The organism is Streptomyces radicis (assembly GCF_003626575.1).
In the GTDB taxonomy this organism is placed as follows: domain Bacteria; phylum Actinomycetota; class Actinomycetes; order Streptomycetales; family Streptomycetaceae; genus Streptomyces; species Streptomyces radicis.
The window spans coordinates 1-17,776 of sequence record NZ_RBDY01000046.1; the positions used below are offsets into that span (position 1 = coordinate 1).

Annotated in this window: 14 protein-coding genes and 1 pseudogene; 5 read left to right on the top strand and 10 right to left on the bottom strand. The window is 73.1% G+C overall.

The genetic code is table 11. The features are described from left to right. Positions 1-119 precede the first annotated feature (119 nt). From D7318_RS30935 to D7318_RS30950, 4 genes are all read right to left on the bottom strand, one after another. Positions 120-1,190 carry an aldo/keto reductase gene (locus D7318_RS30935; RefSeq protein WP_120700571.1) on the bottom strand — a complete coding sequence of 357 codons (1,071 nt, stop codon included), beginning with the start codon at positions 1,188-1,190 and terminating at the stop codon, positions 120-122. Positions 1,191-1,200: 10 nt separating this feature from the next. Beyond that, a complete protein-coding gene (locus D7318_RS30940) occupies positions 1,201-2,190 on the bottom strand; it encodes a hypothetical protein (protein ID WP_120700572.1) in 990 nt (329 codons plus the stop codon). A 66-nt stretch (positions 2,191-2,256) separates the two neighbouring features. Next, entirely contained in the window at positions 2,257-3,369 is a 1,113-nt protein-coding gene (locus tag D7318_RS30945) for a glycoside hydrolase family 53 protein (RefSeq protein ID WP_120700573.1), read from the bottom strand. A 23-nt stretch (positions 3,370-3,392) separates the two neighbouring features. Continuing rightward, a complete protein-coding gene (locus D7318_RS30950) occupies positions 3,393-5,420 on the bottom strand; it encodes a beta-galactosidase (protein WP_120700574.1) in 2,028 nt (675 codons plus the stop codon). A gap of 125 nt (positions 5,421-5,545) precedes the next feature. On the opposite strand from D7318_RS30950, the gene D7318_RS30955 reads away from it, so the two are divergent. The 5 genes from D7318_RS30955 to D7318_RS30975 all read left to right on the top strand — a co-directional run bounded on the left by D7318_RS30955 (position 5,546) and on the right by D7318_RS30975 (position 11,154). Further along, positions 5,546-6,838 (top strand): extracellular solute-binding protein, encoded by a 1,293-nt coding sequence (locus tag D7318_RS30955; protein WP_120700575.1) that lies wholly within the window; start codon positions 5,546-5,548, stop codon positions 6,836-6,838. A gap of 20 nt (positions 6,839-6,858) precedes the next feature. Beyond that, entirely contained in the window at positions 6,859-7,812 is a 954-nt protein-coding gene (locus tag D7318_RS30960; protein WP_120700576.1) for a carbohydrate ABC transporter permease, read from the top strand. Next, positions 7,809-8,696, top strand: a complete 888-nt coding sequence (locus tag D7318_RS30965) for a carbohydrate ABC transporter permease (protein ID WP_120700577.1) — start codon at positions 7,809-7,811, stop codon at positions 8,694-8,696. Before D7318_RS30960 ends, D7318_RS30965 begins: the two co-directional genes overlap by 4 nt. 86 nt (positions 8,697-8,782) lie before the next feature. Then, positions 8,783-9,772 carry a LacI family DNA-binding transcriptional regulator gene (locus D7318_RS30970; protein ID WP_230424287.1) on the top strand — a complete coding sequence of 330 codons (990 nt, stop codon included), beginning with the start codon at positions 8,783-8,785 and terminating at the stop codon, positions 9,770-9,772. Between the two features lie 146 nt (positions 9,773-9,918). After that, positions 9,919-11,154 carry a hypothetical protein gene (locus D7318_RS30975; RefSeq protein WP_120700578.1) on the top strand — a complete coding sequence of 412 codons (1,236 nt, stop codon included), beginning with the start codon at positions 9,919-9,921 and terminating at the stop codon, positions 11,152-11,154. Here the strand turns inward: D7318_RS30975 and D7318_RS30980 are convergent. The 6 genes and pseudogenes from D7318_RS30980 to D7318_RS31005 all read right to left on the bottom strand — a co-directional run bounded on the left by D7318_RS30980 (position 11,132) and on the right by D7318_RS31005 (position 17,702). Continuing rightward, entirely contained in the window at positions 11,132-12,415 is a 1,284-nt protein-coding gene (locus D7318_RS30980) for a PP2C family protein-serine/threonine phosphatase (RefSeq protein ID WP_120700607.1), read from the bottom strand. The two genes, D7318_RS30975 and D7318_RS30980, sit on opposite strands and share 23 nt — an antisense overlap. Positions 12,416-12,536: 121 nt before the next feature. Further along, complete coding sequence (locus D7318_RS30985; RefSeq protein WP_329604660.1) at positions 12,537-12,956, bottom strand: ATP-binding protein; 420 nt, start codon at positions 12,954-12,956, stop codon at positions 12,537-12,539. A gap of 37 nt (positions 12,957-12,993) precedes the next feature. Then, positions 12,994-13,227 (bottom strand): annotated as a pseudogene (locus tag D7318_RS30990) (STAS domain-containing protein); the annotation flags it as partial. Between the two features lie 130 nt (positions 13,228-13,357). Then, positions 13,358-13,924 (bottom strand): MarR family transcriptional regulator, encoded by a 567-nt coding sequence (locus D7318_RS30995; RefSeq protein ID WP_120700580.1) that lies wholly within the window; start codon positions 13,922-13,924, stop codon positions 13,358-13,360. Positions 13,925-14,019: 95 nt separating this feature from the next. Then, complete coding sequence (locus D7318_RS31000; protein ID WP_120700581.1) at positions 14,020-15,981, bottom strand: PhoX family protein; 1,962 nt, start codon at positions 15,979-15,981, stop codon at positions 14,020-14,022. Positions 15,982-16,172: 191 nt separating this feature from the next. Next, entirely contained in the window at positions 16,173-17,702 is a 1,530-nt protein-coding gene (locus D7318_RS31005; RefSeq protein ID WP_230424277.1) for an aldehyde dehydrogenase (NADP(+)), read from the bottom strand. Positions 17,703-17,776 lie beyond the last annotated feature (74 nt).

Here is a 17,776-nt window from a genome sequence, read left to right on the forward strand (position 1 = left end):
CCTGGCGGGAGGGCTCGCCCGGCTTGGCGCCGAGGCCGGTGAGGGTGTCCTTGAGCGGCTGGACGGGGCCGGTGAGCCGGTACTTCTGCTCGACCTCGGTGTACTCCACGGTGTGATCCTCAAGGGGCTCGATGGACTGCGGTGTCGTGTGCGTTCATCCTCTCGCGCGCGGGTGTCATGACCGCGCGCGCGAAGGCGATGTCGTCGTTGTCGAGGGGTTCGTCGACGCGGGCGAGGGTCGCGTTGAGCTGCGATGCGTCGCGGAACCCGACCAGCGCGGCGGCGTGGGGGTGATCGTGCAGCGCGTAGTGGACGGCGACGCGCGCGAGGTCGCCGCGCCGGTCGCCGAATCGGTGGGCGAGCCGGTGCAGGGCGGCCTCGACCGCGTTGAGCAGGTCCGGGTCGACGCTCTTGCGTGAGCGGTGGTCGGCGGGGCTGAAGCCCGCTGCCTGGCGGGCGCGCTGGGTGCCGAGCAGGAGCCCTTGGCCGAGCACCTGCTTCATCAGGACGCCGACGCCCTCGGCGCGGGCGAAGGCGAAGATGTCCGTCTCCCCGGCCGGGTGGAGCGGGGACAGCAGGTTGTACCGCACGGTGATCACGTCGGGCCGTATCGCCCGGAACAGCGTGAGGAAGCGGCGCGCTTGGCGGCCGAGCGGATGCGCGGGGTCGTTCGCCCACTCGGCGGCCAACCGGTGCGGCGCGCGCATGCCGATGGCGCGGACGATCCCCCGCGCGCGGAGGCCGTGCATCGTCGCGATCGCCGGGCCCAGATGGGTGTCCCGTGGTCCGAAGTCGTCGCTGTGCAGGTGGTACAGGTCGAGGTGGTCGGTGCCGAGGTTGTCGAGTGTGGTCGCGAGCTGGCTCTCCATTTGCTGCGGCAGATAGGGGTGTCGCGCGGTGCCGGAGAAGTGGCCGACCTTGCTGGAGATCACCAGCTCCTGGCGGTGTGTCTCGCGCAGCAGGCGGCCGAGGAGGCGTTCGGACCGGCCGAGCCCGTACACGTCGGCGGTGTCGTACAGGGTGACCCCCAACGCGTGGGCCCGGAGCAGCCCCTTGAACGCGGCCCGCTCGCACACGCCGCCCCAGCCGATGGGTCTGCCGTCGTTGATCGCGGGTCCCCCGATGGTCCAGCAGCCCGCGCCGACCGAGGAGACCTCGCGGCCGAGGCCGGGGATCGTGCGGTATTGCATGGCGGGGCTCCTAGGTTCCGCAGGGGTCGGAGGCGTTGATCAGCCGCCAGCCATCGGCGGACTCCCAGCGGCTGTGCTCGCGGCCGAGTGTCGTGGAGTGCGCCGGGTCGAGCTGGCGGGCCAGCGCGGTGACCGTGGTGGCCATGCGGTCGCGTAACCGGTGCACGCGGTGTTCGAGCATGTCGCCGATCCGGCCGGTCAGTTCGCGGTGGATGTCCTGGTCGGCGCCCTTCAGGGGATGGGCCTCGATGGCGCTGATCATGTCGCCGAGCACGTCGTACGCCGCGTCCTTGAGGACGACGCGGGCGTCGCGCACCGCGCCGCGTTGTTCGCCGTCGAGGACCTTCTCCAACGACTTCAACGTGTAGTCCAGGGCGAAGTGGCGGTCGACCCAGCGCTGTGCCCAGCCGCTCGCGACGCCGATGCGCCAGTCCACGAAGCGCGCGTCGACCCGGCCCATGGACGGCAGGGTCCGTCCGGCCAGCCCGGCCGCCTGCACCCTGCGGGTGTAGGCCGCGCCGATCAGGCACTCCATCGAGACGAGCATGTAGGAGATCGCGGTGTGCAGCGGGCGCCCTGTGGTCGTCGCGTCCACGAATGCCTTGTTGCGCACCCCGGCCACGATGTCGGCCGACCGAGCGCCGGGTTGGGGGTGAAGCAGGAGGTCGGTGCGGCCTTGGAAGGCGTGCGTGGCCTTGAGCTCGTCCAGGGTCATCAGGTGGTCGAAGGTGATGTAGGTGAACCGGGTCGGCACGCCGAGCGCGGACAACGTACGGATGGCCAGGGCGTTCTGCTCGCCCGTGGTCTCCTTGTTGAAGCGGGCGAGCACGGAGTCGACGCCGGATTCCACGCCGAACAGCATCCGGCGCAGGCCGTGCCGTTCGACGAGCGCGCGCCACATCTCGGCGCGTTCCCTGTGCCAGTCGGTGTCGCGGCCCGGATGCGCCACCTGGTCGATCCGGCAGCTGGACTCCCAGGCGAATCCGGCCCGGTGGATCATGTCGGCGACCTCGACCGCCCGCCGCGCGGCGTTGTCGAATGCGACGCGCTGATCGAGGACCGCTGGCTATCGCCAGGTGGCCGCCGGGAGGGCGCGGCCCCGGAAGTCGAAGAGGGCCTGGTTCTCCCACGCGTTGCCCGAGGCGGGGTCGTACGGGTCCCAGCCGTTGCCGGGGGTGGCGATCCAGGCGGGCTCCCAGTAGTAGAGGCCGCGGCCCCGCCCGTCGGGCACCTCGGACAGCACCTGGGAGACGGCGCGCACCCAGTCGGCCTGCCCCTCCCAACTGGCACCGAAGTTCGGCACGAGCTGCGAGGGGTCGGCGATGATGTTGGGGTGCCCGTCGGAGTCGGCGAGGACGAACGGGTAGGCGGTCTCGGCGACCACGATGTCCCGCTCGTAACGGGCCGCGCAGTCGATGGCGTTGATCCGCAGATCGTCCAACGTGCCGTGCCAGTACCCGTAGAAGGACAGGGCGATCACGTCGAACGGGACGCCCCGGCTGACCGCGTTGTCGAACCACCAGACGGTCGCGGGGTTGTCGCCGCCCTCGGCGAGGTGGAGGGCGACCTCGATGCCGGGGGTGGCGTCGGTGGCGGCGCGGGAGCCCGCGGTCAGCAGCCGGGCGAGGGCGTCGAAGTCGCCGCTCGCGCCGTCGGGCCAGAGCAGGCCGCCGTTGATCTCGTTGCCGATCTGGGCCATGGTCGCGGGGGTGCCCTGCTGTGCCAGGCCGCCCAGGATCTCGTGGGTGTGGTTGTAGACGGCCTGTTCGAGGTCGGGGAGGGAGAGGCCCGCCCAGGCGGCGGGCTTGTTCTGCTGGCCCGGGTCGGCCCAGCTGTCGGAGTAGTGGAAGTCGATCAGCAGCCGCAGGCCGTGGGCGTGGGCCCGCTGGCCCATCGCGAGGATGTGGGGCAGCCCGTGGTAGCCGTCGGGCGAGTTCACCCAGACCTTCAGGCGCACATGGTTGGCGCCGCCCGCCGCGAGGATCGCCACGGGGTCGCCCGGCGTGCCGTCGGCGTGGCGGAAGACGGCGCCCAGGTCCTCGGCCTTGGGGACCGAGGAAAGGTCGACGCCCTGGACGGGGAGGGGCACGGCCCTGGCGGTGCCACCGGCCAGGGCGGTGAACGCGGCGGGCGCGGCCAGCGCGGCGGTCCCGGCGCGCAGGAGCGTTCGTCTGTGCATCGTGGCGGTCCCTTCATGGCGGGTCAGCGGGTGGGTGGAGCGAGGTGCACGACGCGCACGGCGCCCGCGGGAACGGCCAGGTGGCCGGTGGCGCGGTCGCCGGTGAGGAGCTCGGTACCCGCCGCTGCCAGGGGGACCTTGGCCTCGGCGGCGGTGTGGTTGATCGCGAAGAGATAGGTGTCGCCCTCCGCCCCGGTGCGCGCGACGACCTCGACGTCGCGCGGCAGGTCGTCGCGCGGCGCGAGCCCGGCGTCGGCGGTGGCGGCGGCCAGGACGGCGGCGAGACCATCGTGGCCCAGGCGCGCCGAGACATACCAGGCCGCGCCGTCGCCCAGCGCGTGCCGGGTGACGGCGGGGCCGCCGACGGCGGGCCCGTCGGCGTAGCGCCACACGGCATCGGCGCCCCGGGTGACCACGGTCTCGGCCCAGACGTCGGCGGTCAGCGCGGGCCCGTCGGGCCCGGTGAGGGTGACGGTCTCGCCCGCGCGCAGCGGCTGGAACTCCTCGACGGTCAGGCCGAGTACGTCGCGCAGCGGGCCCGGGTGGGGGCCGGGGTGGACGGCGTCGTGGGCGTCGACGATGCCGGAGAAGCACGAGACGACGAGGGTGCCGCCGCCGCGGACATAGCGCGTGAGGCCCTCGCCCGCGGCCGCGGTGGTGAGGTAGAGGGAGGGGACGACGACCAGGGGGTGGTCCGCGAGCCCCGGGGCCTCCGGCTCGACGAAGTCCACGGTGAGGTGACGGTCGTAGAGGGCGCGGTACCAGGACTCGGCGCGCTCCCTGGTGTCGAGGTCGTCGCTGGGCCGCCACTCCAGGGACTGCGCCCACCAGGACTGCCAGTCCCACACGACGGCGGCGTCCGCGGTGGTGCGGCTGCCCAGGATCGGCGTCAACGCGCCGAGGTCGGCGCCGAGTTGGACGACCTCGCGCCAGATGCGGCTGTCGGTGCCCGCGTGCGGGACCATCGCCGAGTGGAACTTCTCTGCGCCCGCGCGTGAGGCCCGCCACTGGAAGAACATCGCGCCGTCGGAGCCGCGGGCGACATGGGCCAGGCTGTTGCGTGCCATCTCGCCGGGGCGCTTGGCGATGCCGCGGGGTTGCCAGTTGACGGCGCTCGTGGAGTGTTCGAGCAGCAGCCAGGGGCGGCCGCCCGCGACGGAGCGGGTCAGGTCGGCGGCCATGGCGAGGTTGACATGGTTCCGGTCCTCCTCGGCGACCAGGTAGTGGTCGTTGGTGACCACGTCGACCTCGCGGCCCCAGGCCCAGTAGTCGATGGAGTCGCACTGGGTGGGCGACACCATGAAGTTGGTGGTGACCGGGACGCCGGGGGACAGCTCGTGCAGCAGGTCGCGCTCGCGGCGGAAGTTGGCGAGTGCGGCGTCGTTGGCGAAACGGGCGTGGTCGAGGCGCTGGGCCGGGTTGCCCACGGTGGGGGTGAGCCTGGGCGGCTCGACCTCGGCGAAGTCGCCGTAGCGCTGCCCCCAGAACTCGGTGCCCCAGGCGGAGTTGAGCGCGTCGACCGTGCCGTGGCGGTCGGCGAGCCAGCGGCGGAAGTGCTCGGCCGAGGGCGGGCAGTAGCAGGCGAGGACGGGCACGCCGTACTCGTTGTGAACGTGCCACAGGGCGAGCGCGGGGTGGTCGCCGTAGCGCTCGCCCAGGGCACGGGTGATGCGGGCGGCGGCCTCGTGGTAGGCGGGCGAGCTGTGGCAGATCGCGCCGCGTGAGCCGAACTCGTAGCGCCTGCCGTCCCGTTCGACCGGCAGCGCCTCGGGGTGCGCGCGGTAGAACCAGGCGGGCGGCACGACCGTCGGGGTGCCGAGCGCGACGCGGACGCCGCCCTCGTGCAGCAGGTCGATGACGCGGTCGAGCCAGCCGAAGTCGAAGCGGCCCTCGCTCGGTTCGAGCCTGGCCCAGGAGAAGATCCCGACGCTCACCAGGGTGACCCCGGCCTCGCGCATGAGCGCGACATCCTCGGGCCAGATCTCCTCGGGCCACTGCTCGGGGTTGTAGTCCCCGCCGAAGGCGAGCCGGTCGAGCCGGTCCATCCGCATCTGCTGAGCCTTTCTGTGAACGTGCACAGTCCACATAACCGCACAGTCCCAACCATTGACAAGACGAAGACCCCTTTCTCTACTGTGAACGCTCACAGATCCCGCCCTGTCTCCCGGAGGCACCCATGCATCAGCGCACCACCGTCGCGGCGCTCACGGCCGCCCTCACCACCGCCGCCCTCGCGGGCTGCGGCTCGTCCGACGGCGGCGGCTCCGACGGGCCGGTCGACCTGACGTACTGGGCCTGGGCGCCGGGCATGGAGCAGGTGGTCGAGCTGTGGAACGAGGCCAACCCCGACATCCAGGTGACCGTCAAGGAGCAGGCGGCGGGCGACGACCTCGTCACCAGGACGATCACCGCGGCCCAGGCGGGCGAGGCCCCCGACCTGGTGCAGGCGGAGTACCAGGCGCTGCCCACCCTGGTGAGCAACGACGTGCTCGCCGACATCTCCGGCGAACTCGACGGCGCCGAGGAGCAGTTCGCGCCCGGGCTGTGGCAGCAGGTCACCCTGGGCACCGACGCGGTCTACGCGCTGCCGCAGGACTCGGGGCCGATGATGTTCTACTACCGCGAGGACCTGTTCGCCGAGTACGGCCTCGAAGTCCCCACCACCTGGGAGGAGTTCGCCGACACCGCCCGCGCCGTGCGGGACGCGGACCCCGACACGTACCTGACGACGTTCTCCGCCAACGACGCGGGCCTCTTCGCCGGTCTCGCCCAGCAGGCGGGCGCCCGCTGGTGGACCGCGGACGGCGAGACGTGGCGCGTCGCCATCGACGACGAGGCCACCCGCCGCGTCGCGGAGTTCTGGGGCGGCCTCGTCGCCGAGGACGCCGTCCTCAACGAGCCGATGTACACGCCCGCGTGGAACCAGGCCATCAACACCGGCGAGCAGCTCGCCTGGGTCAGCGCCGTGTGGGCCCCCGGCACCCTGTCCACCGCCGCGCCCGACACCGCGGGCTCATGGGCCATGGCGCCGCTGCCGCAGTGGGAGGAGGGCGGCAACGCCACGGGCAGCTGGGGAGGTTCGACCACGGCCGTCACCAACGACGGCCAACACCGCGAGGCCGCCGTGGAGTTCGCGACCTGGCTCAACACCGACCCCGAGGCGCTTGCCGCCCTGGTCACCGAGGGCGGCATCTACCCCGCGGCCACCGCCGCGCAGACGGGCGACGCGCTGGCCGGGCCGCCCGCGTTCTTCGAGAACCAGCCCGATTTCTACGCCCGCGCCGCCGAGATAGCCCAGGGGACCGCGCCCGCCTCCTGGGGACCCAATGTCAATGTCGCGTATGGCGCGTTCAACGACGCCTTCGCCGCCGCCGCCGAGAGCCGGGGCGACTTCGCCGAGGCGCTGGCCACCGTGCACCGCGCCACCGTCGACGACATGGAGTCGCACGGCTTCCAGGTCGCCGAATGACCCCCCGAATGACCCGCCGAATGACCCGCCACACCAAGGACGTTGCCGAGGACGTCCCCCGCCCCACCCGGCGCGGGCCGCGGCGGGGCGCGCCGTACGCGTTCCTGGCCCCCGCGATCGTGCTGTTCCTGCTGTTCTTCGCGCTGCCCATCGGCTACGCGATCCAGCTGAGCCTGCGCACCGTCGAGGTCCAGGGCCTCGGCCTCGGCAGCGGCGCCCGCCGGGAGGTGTGGGCCGGGCTCGCCAACTACACCGACGCCCTCGCCGATCCCGAACTCCTCGACGGCGCCCTGCGGGTGGCGGTCTACGGCCTCATCGTCGTGCCCGTCATGCTGGGCCTCGCGCTCGTGTTCGCGCTGCTGCTCGACGCCGAGCGCGTCCGAGGCCGCCGCGCGGGCCGCCTGCTGATCTTCCTGCCCTACGCCATCCCCGGCGTCATCGCCGCGCTGCTGTGGGGGTTCCTCTATCTGCCGTCGGTCTCCCCGCTGCACCGCACGCTCGACGCGCTCGGCCTGCCCGAGCCCGACCTGCTCGGCGGCAACGCCCTCTATCTCGCGCTCGCCAACATCGCGGTGTGGGGCGGCACCGGATTCAACATGATCGTCATCCACACCTCGCTGCGCGCCATCCCCGCCGAGCTGTACGAGGCCGCGCGCCTCGACGGCTGCTCCCAGCTCCAGATCGCGCTGCGCGTCAAGATCCCCCTGGTGACGCCCTCGCTCGTGCTCACCTTCTTCTTCTCGATCATCGCCACGCTCCAGGTCTTCAGCGAGCCCACCACGCTGCGCCCCCTGACCAACAGCGTCCCGACCACGTGGAGTCCGCTGATGAAGGTCTACCAGGACGCGTTCGGCACCGGCGACATCCACTCCGCCGCCGCCACCGCCGTCATCATCGCCCTGGTCACCCTCGCCCTGTCGTTCGGCTTCCTGCGCGCCGCCGGCGCCCGCGCCCGGCAGGGGGAGGCCCGATGACCACGGCCCGCGTCACCCCACAAGCCCCACAAGCCCCACCAGCCCCGCGCGCCCCGCGGCGCGTCGCGCTCCTGCCCACCGCCGCCCTGCTGCTGGGCGCGCTGTACTGCCTCGTCCCCGTCGTCTGGGTCGTGATGGCCGCGACCAAGGCGGGCGACGAGCTGTTCTCGACGTTCACCCTGGCCCCCGGCACCGGCCTCCTCACGAACATCGCCGACCTCAACGCCTACCGCGACGGCGTCTACTGGCGCTGGATGGCCAACTCCGCGCTCTACGCGGGCGTCGGCGCCGCCCTGTCCTGCGCGGTCTCCGCGCTGGGCGGCTACGCGTTGGCCGTCTACCGCTTCGCCGGGCGCGAGGCGATCTTCGGCGTGCTGCTCACCGGCGTGCTGATGCCGCCCGTCATCCTCGCCGTCCCGCAGTACCTGCTGCTCGCCGAGGTCGACCTCACCGACCACTACCTGTCCGTCCTGCTCCCGGTGCTGCTCTCCCCCTACGGCATCTATCTGGCCCGGATCTACGCGGCGGCGGCCGTGCCGTCCGACGTCGTGGAGGCGGCGCGCATGGACGGGGCGGGCGAGTGGCGGATCTTCAGGGCCGTCGCCCTGCCGATGATGCTGCCGGGCCTGGTGACGATCTTCCTCTTCCAGTTCGTCGCCATCTGGAACAACTTTCTCCTGCCGTTCATCATGCTCAGCGACGACGAGAAGTTCCCGATGACGCTGGGCCTCTACACCCTGCTCAACCAGGGGTCCAACAGCCCCGCCCTCTACACCCTGGTGATCACGGGATCGCTGCTCGCCATCGTTCCGCTGGTCGCCCTGTTCCTGCTCATCCAGCGCTTCTGGAGCCTCGACCTCCTCTCGGGCGCCGTAAAGTCGTGAGCGTGACCTCGAACAACGCGGCCTCGGACAAGGCGGCCTCGGACAAGGCGGCAGGGAAGGGCCCTGGCCGGCGCCGTCGGCCGACCATCCACGACGTGGCACGGGAGGCGGGCGTCTCCCGCGGCACCGTCTCCCGGGTGCTCAACGGCGGCCACTACGTCAGCCCCGCGGCCGCCGACGCCGTCAACGCCGCCATCCGCAAGACCGGTTACGTCCTCAACCGGCACGCCCGCTCGCTCATCACCGGGCGCTCGGGCTCGGCGGCGTTCCTGCTGACCGAGCCGCAGGAGAAGTTCTTCGAGGACCCCAACTTCAACGTCCTGCTGCGCGGTTGCACCCAGGCCCTGGCCGCGCACGACATCCCGCTGCTGCTGATGATCGCCGGGAGCCACGAGGAGCAGCGGCGCCTCGTCCGCTATGTGTCGGCCGGGCACGTGGACGGCGTGCTGCTCGTCTCGAGCCACACCGGGGACCCGGTGGCCGAGCGTCTTGTCACCTCGGGGATCCCCGTGGTGATGTGCGGCAAGCCCATGGGGCACACCACCCGCCTCGCGCATGTGGCGGCCGACGACCGGGACGGGGCACGGCAGATGGTGCGCCACCTGCTGGCCACGGGCCGCCGCCGCGTCGCCACCGTCACCGGGCCGCTGGACACCCCTGGCGGCGTCGAACGCCTCGCCGGATACCGCGAGGTGCTGGCCGAGGCGGGCCTGCCCGCCGACGAGACGCTGATCGCCGCGGGCGACTACAGCCGCGCGGGCGGCGCCGCCGCGACCGCCGAGCTGCTGGCCGGGCGCCCCGACCTGGACGCGCTGTTCGTCGCCTCCGACCTGATGGCACAGGGCGCGCTGGCCGAGCTCGCACGCTCGGGGCGCGGCGTTCCCGCGGACGTGGCCGTCGGCGGCTTCGACGACTCGGCCGCCGCCCTGGACTCGCGCCCGCAGCTCACCACGATCCGCCAGCCCTGGGACCGGATCAGCGCCGAGATGGTGCGCTTGCTGCTCGACCAGGTGGGCGGCGCGGACACGTCGGCGGTCATCCTCCCCACGGATCTGGTGGTCCGCGACTCGGCCTGAACGCCACGGGGTTCCGGGAACGGCCGTCAGGCGGGCCGCTGTTCACGCCGTTGTCGACCGTGCTTCTCCCGCGTCCTGTGGTGCGGCCATCCCCACTTCCTAGGGTCCCGGTGCACACTGATGTACCGACCCCCACAGGAGACGCCGTGCCCCGCGCCAGGTCGACCTCCCTCGCCGCTCTCGTCCTCGCCACCCTCGCGCTCACCACCACCCCCGCCGCCGCGTCGCCCGCCGCCGTCTCCCCCACCTCGGGGCCCGCCGCGCTGCGCGCCGCGGACGCCGCCGCGCCCGAGGCCAGGCCGCGCCATGGCACCGAGCACCGGCTGCCCGCGTACATCCACGGCGGCGCGTGGCCGACCAGCCATGTCCAGGGCGTCACCGTGGACCTGGAGAACGGCTTTGTCTACTGGTCGTTCACCCAGGCCCTGGTCAAGACCGACCTGGCGGGCAACCTGATCGGCACCGTCGAGGGCCTGACCGGCCACCTCGGGGACATCGACCTCGACCTCCGCGACGGGCGCGTCTACGGCTCGCTCGAGTACAAAGCGGAAGAGGCGTTCTACATCGCGGTGTTCGATGTCGAGGAGATCGACCGCGTCGGCATGGACGCCGAGACCGACGGCGTGATGACGGCCGTCCATCTCCAGGAGGTCGTCGACGACTTCACCGCCGACATGGACGGCGACGGCGTCTTCGACGGCGACACGGCCGACACCGCCGACCACCGCTACGGGTGCAGCGGCATCGACGGCGTCTCGTTCGGCCCGTCGTTCGGCTCGCGGCACGGCGCGCCCCGGCTGATGGTCGCCTATGGCGTGTACGCGCACACCGGCCGAGCCGACAACGACCACCAGGTGATCCTGGAGTACGACACGCGGGACTGGCGCCGCCTCGAACGCCCGCTCAGCCAGGCCGACCCGCACCGCAGCGGCCCGCGCCGCCCCGAGGGCACGTACTTCGTCCGCACCGGCAACACCACGTACGGCGTGCAGAACCTGGAGTACGACGCGTACACGGGCCACTGGATGATGGCCGTCTACACCGGCACCAAGGCCGCGTTCCCCAACTACTCCTTCTTCATGGTCGACGGCTCGGTCCGCCCCAGGCGCGGCCCGGTCACCGGGCAGCCGGAGCCCGAGCGCGGCGACCTGCTCACCCTGGTGCGCCGTGGGCTGCGTGACCCGGGAACGGGCATCAGGGGCTGGGAGTTCCACGGCAGCTACGGCTTCGCCGCGCTCGGCGACGGCACCTACTACGTCGCCGATGGCGGGCCCGTCGACGACGGCGGCGCCACCCTCCAGGAGGGTTTCGCCCACCGCTACCGCTGGACCGGCGCCACCCCGGCGCCGTTCGAGCGGGTCAACGCGCCCGAGGAACGCTGACCCTGCCGCCGACCTCGCCGCCGCCCGTGCGCGGCGCCACCCGGACGGCCAGGGCGAGGGTGTCGTCCGGGTGGAGGATCAGCGTGTGCATGTCGGCCGCGACGGCCCCGGGGACCTCGGCCGTGGGCCGCCGCACGTGCCGCAGCGCCGCGCGCACCAGGCGGGCCTCGCCCTCCAGCGGGTCCTTGCGGCTCTCGGTCAGCCCGTCCGTGTAGAGGACCAGCAGGTCGCCGGGGCCGAGCCGGTCGCGCAGCAGCCCGTCGCTGCCCGCCATCGGGAAGCCGATCCCCCGGCCCCTGGCCTCCAGGTACGCGTGCGCGCCACCGGCCCGCACCACCAGGGCGGGCGGGTGGCTGCCGTTGGCCAGCATCAGCTCGCCCGTGCCGGGGATCAGCCGCGCCAGCTGCACGGTCGCCATCAGCTCGCGGTCGAACGGCAGCAGGATCTCGTCCGTGCGCGCGATGATCGACTCGAGGCGGTGTCCCTCGAGGGCCAGGGTCCGGACCGCGTGGGTGACGTTGAGCGCGGAACGCGTGCTGGTCACGCCGTGTCCGAGCGCGTCAACCACCGTGATGTGCACCGAGCCGTCGGGCAGCGTGAACCAGTCGTACAGGTCGCCGCCCGTGGGCGCGTCGGTGCCCGCGGGGGCGTAGTGGACGGCGAGCTCGAGCCCGTCGATCGCGAGGGGCGGCGGGCGCAGCGCGTCCTCGAGCTCGCGCAGCGTCTTGCCGTGCGCGCGCCGCAGCTTCTCGTCGCGCTCCTCGAGCTGCACATAGAGCGCGAGGACGCCGCTGTTGGTCTCGGCCAGCTCGTGCTTGAGCCTGCGGTGGTCGGCGGCCAGCGCGTCGGCGCGGGCCATGGCGTAGCGCAACTCCCGTTCCAGCGCCTCGTCCTCGGGCCCCGGCTCCGCGGCGTCGCTCCCGGGCGTGGGCGGCGGCAGCGGAACGCGCCACATCGCCGCGCCGTCCTCGCCGACCTCGGCGGGCAGCGGCAGCTCCGCGGGCGCGGGCTGCTCGCCCCCGCCGAGCGGGCGGCAGACGACGGCGAGCAGCCCGGGGCGCCCCGGCTCGGCGGCCCGCCGCACGGTGGTCTCCAGGTCGACGGCCCCGCCCGCGTCGAACACGACGCTCGCGACGGCGGTCACCGCGACCACCAGGCGGCCCCTGGCGTCGACGGGCAGGCGGTGGGCGCGGGCCAGTCGGCGCACGGCGGCCCGCAGATCGGCCCCCGTGCTGAACCGGTGTCGGTCGGTCGCGGTCACGGCATCGGCGCGGTCCACGGTCTCGGGGTTCACGGCTTCGGGGTCCACGGCCTCGGGGTTCACAGGGCGCGCACGCGGGCCGCCGTCACGGGAGGCGGTCCGAGCGCGGGCACGGCGCGCGTCACCCGCTGGTCCAGCGCGTGGCGCACACCGTGGTGCCACCGCCGGGGCGGGTGTCGATCCAGAACTCGTGCATCAACCGCCGCGCCCCGCCCAGGCCGTGGCCGAGGCCCGCGCCGGTGCTGTAGCCGTCGGTGAGGGCCACGTCCACGTTGGCGATGCCGGGCCCCGCGTCGGCCACGGTGAGCCGCACGCCCTTGGCCGAGGGGCGGGCGAGGCGTTCGATGGTCAACGTGCCCCCGCCGCCGTGGATGTAGGCGTTGCGCACCAGCTCGCTGGCCGCGGTGACGACGCGTGTCTGGTCAACAAGGCCGAAACCCACCGTGAGGCACACGGCCCGCACGGCGTGCCGGGCTTCGAGGAGGTCCTCCTCGCTGCGCACCGGATACTCGGCGCGCCCGTCCTCGACGCTGGTGGCCACGCCCCCCGCGGGGGGCCGGGCGTGACCGGGCGCCGGTTCATCGGGCGTCATCACGACGAGCAGCCTCCCGTGACGGCGTGGTGCGGAACCAGCCCAGGGCGGCCATGCCCTGCTCCGCGTTCAAGGCCGTTTCCACGCCACGCGGTTTCAAACCGAGCGCCACCGGGGTGATGGCCACCGGGGGGCGCATGCAGGCCACGATGCCGCGGGCGCCCAAGGGGCGGGCGGTGGTGGTCGGTTCACCGAGAGTGCGGGCCACGGCCGACTCGATGGCGCTCACAACCTCACCCTCTCAGCACGGCATCATCGTTGCTGCCCGGCAAATGTTAGCGTTCCTCCGAGCGGGGCAGGAAGGAGCCCGTGACATGCCGTGCGCGGGGTGTGCCGAGCGGGCCGAGCGCTCAGGGCCGCCGGGGTGATGCCATGTCCTCGCCCGAACGACCGTCCGCCACAAGGGCGTTGCCCTCCAACGCCGGAAGCTCGAGCGCCGTCCTGAACCCGGCCAGGCCCTCCACCAGGGCGCCGCGGGCCGCGGGGGACATGGCGGCGATGGCGGCGGTCAACGCCTCCTCCCTGCGCGCGCGCAGCTCGGCCAGGAAGCGGCGGCCGCCCGGGGTGAGGCGCAGCTCCAGCTCGCGGCGGCTGGCCCTGCTGGTCCCGCGCTCGACGAAGCCGACCGCCTGGAGCCGGTCGCACAGCCTGCTCACCGAGGACGGCGCCGCGCCCATGAGGGCGCCGAGGCCCCTGAGGTTGATGCCCTCGTCCCTTTCGATGATGTAGAGGACCCGCAGCTGGGCTGAGGAGACCGGCGCGGGAGAGGCCGCGTCCCTGCCGCGCTCCCACAGGACTTCGAGCAGCTCGACGACCTCGGAGAGCTCGGACGCCGCCCTGGCCGAGGTGGCGGCGCGGCGGCGCGGGGCGGGCGAAGTCACGGATCTCACTGTCGCACTCGCGCACGGCCTTGTCATCCTGGCCGCCCGTGGCGGGGTGGAACGGCTCCGGCCGGGGCGCCGACTGCGCGCCCCGGCCGGTCCTCGCGCCTGATTCGGACAGCGTGCCCGGGTCAGGCGGCGCCGATCACGCCGCCGTCGGTGCGGCGGACGACGACGGTGGCCGAGCGGGGGCGCCCGGTCGGGTCGAAGTCGGGCCAGTTGCTCACCGCGCGGGGGTTCTCCGGGGTGGGGGTGCCCCACGCGCCGGTGGACTCGCCGGGGTGCTGGACGTTGACGAACATCGTCTTGTGGTCAGGGGTGAACGTGATGCCGCTGATCTCGGCGCCGCGCGGCCCGGTCAGGAAGCGGCGGACCTCGCCGGTGCGCGGGTCACCGGCCAGCATCTGGTTGTTGCCGATGTTGTCGTACCCGGCGGAGGGGGAGTTCTGCACGGAGTTGGAGACGTCCGTCTGGATCCACAGGCGGCCCTCGCGGTCGAAGCCGAGGCCGTCGGGGGAGCCGAAGATGTTGGCGCCGAGGTCCACGCGGTCGTCGTACTCCTGGTCACCGGCGAGCAGGAAGATGTCCCACTCGAAGGTGAGCGCGGCGTTGTCGCGGCCCGTCTCGGTCCAGCGGACGATGTGGCCGTAGGGGTTGGGCTTGCGGGGGTTGACGGCGTTGTCCCAGCCCGAGCCGTTGGTCAACGTGCAGTAGACGTCCTGGTTCTTGGGGTTGACCGCGATCCACTCGGGGCGGTCCATCTTGGTGGCGCCCACCGCGTCGGCGGCCTCGCGCGTGCGCAGCAGGACATCGGCCTGGTCGGCCCAGCCGTTGGCGGTGGTCAGCGCGCCGGTGCCGTGGGTCAGCGGCAGCCACGAGCCCGAGCCGTCGTCCTCGAAGCGCGCCACGTAGAGCGTGCCGTGGTCAAGAGGGCTGCGGCCCAGGGCGCGGTGCACGCGCCAGCTGCCCTCGCCGACGAACTTGTAGATGTAGTCGCCGTCCTGGTCGTCGCCGGAGTAGGCGACGACCTTGCCGCGGGACTCGGTGACGGTGCAGCCCTCGTGCTTGAAGCGGCCGAGCGCGGTGCGCTTGACCGGCGCGCCGCGGGGCTTCTCGGGGTCGATCTCGACGATCCAGCCGAAGCGGTTGACCTCGTTGGGGTTGGCCGCGATGTCGAAGCGCGGCTCGGCCTCGTGCCAGCGGTAGCCGCCGCCGGTGGCGGAGACGCCGTAGCGGGCCTGCGAGGGGGTCGGCTCCCAGGACTCGTCCTCGGTGCCGAAGTAGTTGTTCCAGTTCTCCTCGCACGTGAGGTAGGTGCCCCACGGGGTGGCGCCGGACGAGCAGTTGTTGAGCGTGCCCATCGGGTCGTTGTGGGACGCCAGGCTCGGGTGGTCGAGCTGGACCGGGCCTGAGAACTCCACGGGGGTGGTGCCGGTGACGCGGCGGGCGCGGCGGGAGTCCACCACGCGCCACTCGCCGTCGCGGCGCTTCTCGATCTCCACGATGCTCACGCCGTGCGCGGCGAGGGCCTTGCCGACCTTCTCGGCCGTGATCTCGTCGGCGCCGTCGGGGAAGAGCAGCGACTGGTCGACGTACTCGTGGTTGAGGACCAGCAGGCCGCGGCGGCTGGACTCGCGGCCCGCGCCGAGCGGGAAGAAGTGCATGCCGTCGTGGTTCATGCCGATCTGCTCGGCCTGCTCCTCGGCGGAGTTGGAGCCGTCCTCGCGCCAGCGGGGGCCGCCGGGGCGGATCGGGGTGCCCCACGGGATGAGGACCTGGATCCGGTAGCCGTCGGGGACCGTGAAGTCGTCGTCGGTGCTGGTCGGGACGCCGGTGAAGCCGAGCAGCCGGGTGGGCCTGTGGCCGCTCTCCCAGCCGCCGTCGCCGCCGCCGTTGACGGGGGTCCTGGCGGCGGCCGGACTCGCGGCCGAGGCCGCGACGAGGAAGCCCGCCGCCGCGGCGGTGCCACCCTTGAGGGCGGCGCGGCGGGACATCCTCGTCCCGACCACCTCACCGAAGGTCCGGTTCGCCGACGAGTTGGAGCTGACGTCGTCCGGGTCGAACTCGGGGAAAACCGGGCGCTGAGCTGACATCCTGGGTCCTCGCTAGCAGATGTGACGGCAGTGGAGTTCCCGTGAGGCTAGGGAGCGTCAGTGGCGCTCAGTGGCCACCAAGGTGAACACGAAACCACCTGCGCACATACGGACGATTCACCGTAACAGTTCACTTGGCGGCGAGCACGGAACGTCAGCCCCGCGCGTGCCAGCGCCCCAACGCGTCGGCGTCAGACCTCCCTGCGTCCGTCGACGCGTCGCGGCAGGCCGAGGGGGTTGTCGTCGCGCAGCTCGGGCGGGAGCAGCGGGGCGGGCGCGTTCTGGTAGGTGACGGGGCGCAGCCAGCGTTCGATCGCGGTGGTGCCGACCGACGTGGACGTGGACGTGGTGGCGGGGTAGGGGCCGCCGTGGTGCTGGGCGTGGGTGACGGCGACGCCGGTGGGCCAGCCGTTGACGAGAACGCGCCCGGCGAGCGGGGTCAGCTCGGCGAGCAGCGCGGCGCCCTCCCCTTCGCCCTCGGCCTCGGCGGCGCCCAGGTGGACGGTGGCCGTCAGGTTCCCGGGCAGGCGGGAGAGCACGGCGGAGACCTGCTCGGCGGTGGCGTAGCGGACCACGACGGTGAGCGGGCCGAAGCACTCCTCGATCAGCAGGTCGTGGGGGCCTTCGGCGGCGAGCTTGTCGGCGTCCACGGTGAGGAACCCGGCGGCGACCGTGCCGCCTTCGGCGCCCTCGGCGGCGGCGACGGGGCTGCTCACGCCGTCGAGCGCGGCGCGTTCGGCGACACCGGCGAGGAACGCCTCCCGCATGCGCGCGTCCAGCATCACGCCGGGCGCGGCCTGGGCGACCTCGCCCGCGAGCGCGCCGAGCAGCGCGTCGCCGACCTCGCCCGCGGGGGCGAGGACGAAGCCGGGCTTGGTGCAGAACTGCCCGGTGCCCAGCGTCATCGACCCGGCGAGGCCCGCGCCGATCTCCTCCGCGCGCTCGGTCGCGGCGGCCTCGGTGATCACCACGGGGTTGAGGCTGCCCAGCTCGCCGTAGAACGGGATCGGCACGGGCCTGGCCGCCGCCGCGTCGAACAGCGCGCGCCCGCCGCGCACCGAGCCGGTGAACCCGGCGGCGGCCACCAGCGGGTGCTCGACCAGCGCGACCCCGGCCTCGAAGCCGTGCAGCACGGTGACGACGGCCTCGGGCAGCCCGGCCTTGACGGCGGCCCTGCGCAGCGCGGCGCCCGCGAGCTCGGAGGTGGCCGGGTGGTCGGGGTGCGCCTTGACGACGACGGGGCAGCCCGCGGCCAGGGCGCTCGCGGTGTCGCCGCCGGGCACGGAGAAGGCCAGCGGGAAGTTGGACGCGGAGTAGACGGCGGCGACGCCCAGCGGGATCTTGTAACGCCGCAGGTCGGGGCGGGGCGGTGCGGTGGACGGGTCGGCGTGGTCGATGATCACGTCCAGGTGGCCGCCCTCCGCGACCTCGTCGGCGAACGCGCGCAACTGGCCTGTGGTGCGGGCCAGTTCGCCGGTGAGCCGGGCCTGGCCCAGCGCGGTCTCGGCGTCGGCGGTGGCGATGATCCGCTCGCCCTCGGACTCCAACTCGTCGGCCGCGGCGCGCAGCAGGGCGATCCTCGTGTCACGATCGGAGAGCGCCCCACGCGTGGCGTGGGCGGCGCGCACCGCCGCGTCGACGTCCTCGGCCGTCGCCTCAGCGGCCACCGCCTCGCGCTGGTTTCCGGTCCGCGGATCCACGCTCCACACTGGTACTGCCACCGGGATCGCTCCTCCTGCCGAATTCGCTATAGTCGACGTTCGAGATACTGAACATCGTCCCTGTATGTGAATTT

Excerpts from the sequence above, each read along its gene's own strand:
- D7318_RS30935 (WP_120700571.1), bottom strand. The coding sequence starts at position 1,190 with ATGCAATACCGCACGATCCCCGGCCTCGGCCGCGAGGTCTCCTCGGTC.
- D7318_RS30940 (WP_120700572.1), bottom strand. The coding sequence starts at position 2,190 with ATGATCCACCGGGCCGGATTCGCCTGGGAGTCCAGCTGCCGGATCGAC.
- D7318_RS30945 (WP_120700573.1), bottom strand. The coding sequence starts at position 3,369 with ATGCACAGACGAACGCTCCTGCGCGCCGGGACCGCCGCGCTGGCCGCG.
- D7318_RS30950 (WP_120700574.1), bottom strand. The coding sequence starts at position 5,420 with ATGCGGATGGACCGGCTCGACCGGCTCGCCTTCGGCGGGGACTACAAC.
- D7318_RS30955 (WP_120700575.1), top strand. The coding sequence starts at position 5,546 with ATGCATCAGCGCACCACCGTCGCGGCGCTCACGGCCGCCCTCACCACC.
- D7318_RS30960 (WP_120700576.1), top strand. The coding sequence starts at position 6,859 with ATGACCCGCCACACCAAGGACGTTGCCGAGGACGTCCCCCGCCCCACC.
- D7318_RS30965 (WP_120700577.1), top strand. The coding sequence starts at position 7,809 with ATGACCACGGCCCGCGTCACCCCACAAGCCCCACAAGCCCCACCAGCC.
- D7318_RS30995 (WP_120700580.1), bottom strand. The coding sequence starts at position 13,924 with ATGACAAGGCCGTGCGCGAGTGCGACAGTGAGATCCGTGACTTCGCCC.
- D7318_RS31000 (WP_120700581.1), bottom strand. The coding sequence starts at position 15,981 with ATGTCAGCTCAGCGCCCGGTTTTCCCCGAGTTCGACCCGGACGACGTC.